Genomic DNA, 4,313 nt, shown 5'->3' with positions numbered 1-4,313 from the left:
CCAGGGCATAATAAGTTTATCGCTGTTCCAACTAGTCCAGATTGGCGCTCTACTCAAAATAATAATTTATGGCAAGGTGTAAACGGTATTAACAATCCTTGCCCTAGTGGTTATCGAATACCTACTGCAGCTGAATTTGATGCGGAGCGATTAAGCTGGATTACTAATAATGCTGCTGGAGCGTTTGCTTCACCTTTGAAATGGACAATGGCTGGTGCTAGAGCCACAAATGGTACATTTGCTTACATCAATTCTCGAGCTTTTTATCTAAGCAGTAGCATTAATACTACCAATCAAATAACACCAAATGGTTTACAATTTACAACTACTAATGCATACATTTATCCTTATATTGGTAGAACTGTAGGCTCCTCCGTTCGTTGTATAAAAAATTAAATTAATTGCTTATCTAATTATTATTAAAATGAGTCGAGAAATATCTCGGCTCTTTTTTTTGATTTGTCTAATTTAGCGATTTCAAAAATTAACACATGAATTTTCAAATAACCTTTCATACCAAATGGTCAGATTTTGACCCAAATCGCCATATGCGCCATACGGCTTATAATGATTATGCAGCAGAAGTTAGAGTGCGCTTTTTTCAAAAACATGGATTGTCTATCAACGAATTTGCTAAACTAAATATTGGTCCGGTTTTATTTAAAGAAGAAACTTCGTTTATAAAAGAAATTCATATTGGTGAAAATATTACTGTAAAAATGGAATTAGAAGGCGTTTCAAAAGGTATTGAGCGTTGGCGTTTTAATCATCAAATTTTTAATGAAGAAGGTAAATTAGCTGCCGAAATTAAAGTTTATGGTGCTTGGATAGATTTAATTAAAAGAAAGTTAACAGCTCCACCCAAAAAATTTGCTGAAATTTTTAAAGACCTCCCAAAGTCATCTAATTTTATTGAGATTGAACTAAAAAATAAGAAATAAAAAACAAATCCACCTCAACTAAAAATCTATGTAAAAGATACAGGTTTAGGAATAAATAAAGAGAACCAAAAAACAATATTTGGTAGATTTTCACAAGAAAAAAAGAACTTTCACAGAAATCTGGAGGCTTAGGATTAGGATTATCTATAGCTAAAGAGAACGCAGAATTATTAGGAGGGAAAATTAAATTAAAATCTAAAAAAGGAAAAGGATCTACATTTACTGTTATACTGCCTTACAAACCCGCGCACACTAATTATAGTATAAAAAAGAAAACATATATTTCTAAAAAGAATAAGAATTTAACGTTTCTAATTGCAGAAGATGAAGAGGTAAATTATATTTTTATTGAAACTTTACTACAAGATTCTATGAAAATAGATTGTACTCTTTTACATGCAAAAAATGGAAAAGAAGCCATAGATATTTGTAAAAACAATTCAACTATTAATCTTGTATTTATGGATATTAAAATGCCTTTAATGAATGGTTTTGAAGCTACTAAAATAATTAAAGAATTAAATCCAAACATTCCAATTATCGCTCAAACAGCTTATTCTACACCTTCTGATATTAAAAAATCTAAAGAAGCTGGTTGCTATGATTTTATCTCAAAACCAATTAGTAAAAAAACATTAAATTTTATATTAAATAAACATCTACAGTTTTAATAATCTTGGTTTATAATATAAATTTAAAGTTTTAACGTTAAATTTTAGTTAATGCCATCAGCTTTTATTATTAAAGCAGCAAATGTTGCTACTTTTACTATCTTAAACTATTTTTAATAAATTTTTAATATTCATAAAATGAAATCAATACTAAAATATATATTATTTACACTTTTATTAACTTTTACAACGGTACTATTTTCTCAACAAAGAGGAAATAGAGGAGGTTCATCACAACATCAAGGTCAAAACAACCTAATGCCACAACAAGCCATTAACCCCCAAAATATGGCTGAAATAATCATGTACAATTATGATGAGGTAGTTAAAAAATTAAAAATAAAAAAGACTCCCAAAAAAGGAATTGTTAAACATGCCATTTTAAAGTACAACAATAAAATCAATGAAATAAAAACATTTAATTATGAAACATTTGACGATGTAAAATCATTTTTAACTAAAAAAAGAAATGAAGTTCTATTAAATCATGATTTTAACACAATGAGAGAATCACAAATAACAGCTCGTGAAATGCTTGCTCCTATTCGCTCAAAAGTACAGCTTCAGAAAAATACATTAAATACAACTTTTAAAAAAGAGTTAACTGAAAAACAATATAAAACTTGGCTTAAATACCAACGATCTGAATTAAAAAAATTAAAGCCTAAAACTCAAGAAAAATCACAAGGTCAAGGTAATCGTCAAAGTTTTAACCGAAGAGGTCAAGGACAAGGACAAAGAAGATACTAATATATTTTTTAGCATGCTTTTCAAATAAAAAAGCTTCTCAAAAATGAGAAGCTTTTTTTGTGCGGGCGGAGAGACTCGAACTCTCACACCTTGCGGCACTAGATCCTAAGTCTAGCGTGTCTACCAATTCCACCACGCCCGCTTAATTATTGTGGGTGCAAATATACACAATACTTTAAAATTGCAAAGAAGATACTTGTTATTTTTTTCAATTTAATTCCGAATAAAATTCCGTATTTTTGAATAAACAAATTATACTTTAATGGAAAATATAAAATCATACGTTAATCAACATAAAGATCGATTTATCAACGAACTTATTGAGCTTTTAAAAATACCATCAATTAGTGCAGATTCAGCATATAGTCAAGATGTTTTAAATACCGCTGAAGCTGTAAAAAATGCGCTAAATAAAGCAGGATGTGATACTGTAGAGATTTACGAAACTCCAGGTTATCCTATTGTTTATGGAGAAAAGATTATTGATACAAACTTACCAACCGTTTTGGTTTATGGCCATTATGATGTACAACCTGCTGACCCTATTGACCTTTGGGATTCTCCTCCTTTTGAACCCATAATTAAAAAAACAGCTGTACACCCTGATGGTGCAATTTTCGCACGTGGTGCCTGTGATGATAAAGGTCAAATGTATATGCATGTAAAGGCATTGGAATACATGACTGTAAATGGAAAACTACCTTGTAACGTAAAGTTTATGATAGAAGGTGAAGAAGAAATTGGCTCCTCTAGTTTGGCTTGGTTTGTTGAACGCAATCAAGATAAATTAAGTAATGATGTTATTTTAATTTCAGATACTGGTATGATTTCCAACACACAACCATCTATTACAACTGGTTTACGTGGTTTAAGTTATGTTGAAGTTGAAGTAACTGGCCCAAACCGTGATTTACATTCTGGATTATACGGTGGTGCAGTTGCAAACCCAATAAATATCTTAACAAAAATGATTGCTTCATTACACGATGAAAATAATCATATCACAATTCCTGGCTTTTACAATAAAGTTGAAGAACTTTCAAAAGAAGAAAGAGCAGAAATGGCAAAAGCTCCTTTTTCATTAGAAGATTATAAAAATGCTTTAGACATTGAAGCTGTGTATGGTGAAAAAGGCTATACTACAAACGAGCGGAATTCAATTCGTCCAACGTTAGATGTAAATGGGATTTGGGGAGGTTATACTGGTGAAGGTGCTAAAACTGTAATTGCAAGTAAAGCGTATGCTAAAATATCTATGCGTTTAGTTCCAAATCAAGAAACAGAAGAAATTACTGCATTATTTACAAAACACTTTAAAAGTATTGCACCAAAAGGTGTTACTATAAAAGTAACTCCTCACCATGGTGGACAAGGTTATGTTACTCCAATAGACAATATTGGCTATAAAGCTGCTAACAAAGCATATACCCAAACTTTTGGGAAACCTGCAATTCCACAACGTTCAGGAGGGAGTATTCCAATTGTTGCACTATTTGAAAAAGAATTAAAAAGTAAAACTATTTTAATGGGATTTGGGTTAGATAGTGATGCTATTCACTCTCCTAATGAACATTTTGGAGTATTCAATTACTTAAAAGGAATTGAAACTATTCCTTTATTTTTTAAATATTTTGTAGAAATGAGCAAGTAATTATCACTAAAAATCTGTCATACCAAGCTGAGCCTGTACTGAGCTTACCGAAGTATTATTTCAGAATCTCACTAATTAACATAAAAAGCCTGTAATTTAAATTACAGGCTTTTTATGTATAATTTTAAGTTTTACAACTTCTTCACATAATCAGTAATAATAACAATTTGGGTTGGACCAACTTTACCTTCTATATATTTTTCGTTCTCAGGATCTAAAGAAATTCTTCGAACAGCAGTACCTTGTTTTGCAACCATACTAGAGCCTTTTACTTTTAAATCTTTAATCAGCACAACAGAA

At 30.6% G+C, this 4,313-nt stretch carries 5 protein-coding genes, 1 tRNA gene and 1 pseudogene; 5 read left to right on the top strand and 2 right to left on the bottom strand.

Going from position 1 to position 4,313, the window contains the following annotated elements:
- The 4 genes and pseudogenes from QM495_RS02105 to QM495_RS02090 form a co-directional block, all read left to right on the top strand.
- Nucleotides 1-396 (top strand): annotated as a pseudogene (locus QM495_RS02105) (hypothetical protein); the annotation flags it as partial.
- Between the two features lie 95 nt (nucleotides 397-491).
- A complete protein-coding gene (locus QM495_RS02100) occupies nucleotides 492-941 on the top strand; it encodes an acyl-CoA thioesterase (RefSeq protein WP_408670451.1) in 450 nt (149 codons plus the stop codon).
- An 86-nt stretch (nucleotides 942-1,027) separates the two neighbouring features.
- On the top strand, nucleotides 1,028-1,612 hold the full coding sequence (locus QM495_RS02095; RefSeq protein ID WP_408670453.1) for a hybrid sensor histidine kinase/response regulator: 585 nt from the start codon (nucleotides 1,028-1,030) through the stop codon (nucleotides 1,610-1,612).
- 138 nt (nucleotides 1,613-1,750) lie between these two features.
- On the top strand, nucleotides 1,751-2,362 hold the full coding sequence (locus QM495_RS02090) for a hypothetical protein (RefSeq protein ID WP_408670450.1): 612 nt from the start codon (nucleotides 1,751-1,753) through the stop codon (nucleotides 2,360-2,362).
- 60 nt (nucleotides 2,363-2,422) lie between these two features.
- Here the strand turns inward: QM495_RS02090 and QM495_RS02085 are convergent.
- Nucleotides 2,423-2,504 (bottom strand) — tRNA-Leu (locus QM495_RS02085).
- A gap of 120 nt (nucleotides 2,505-2,624) precedes the next feature.
- Here QM495_RS02085 and QM495_RS02080 point away from each other — a divergent pair.
- The gene (locus QM495_RS02080; RefSeq protein WP_408670449.1) at nucleotides 2,625-4,013 is read left to right on the top strand and encodes a dipeptidase; all 1,389 of its coding nucleotides are present in this window, start codon (nucleotides 2,625-2,627) and stop codon (nucleotides 4,011-4,013) included.
- Between the two features lie 131 nt (nucleotides 4,014-4,144).
- Here the strand turns inward: QM495_RS02080 and QM495_RS02075 are convergent.
- Nucleotides 4,145-4,313: PhnA domain-containing protein (locus QM495_RS02075; RefSeq protein WP_408670452.1), on the bottom strand; the 169-nt coding region annotated here is incomplete at its 5' end.

Source organism: Lutibacter sp. (assembly GCF_046055765.1).
In the GTDB taxonomy this organism is placed as follows: domain Bacteria; phylum Bacteroidota; class Bacteroidia; order Flavobacteriales; family Flavobacteriaceae; genus Lutibacter.
The sequence above is the reverse complement of the archived record's forward strand: the minus strand, read 5'-3'. Positions and strand labels throughout refer to the sequence as shown.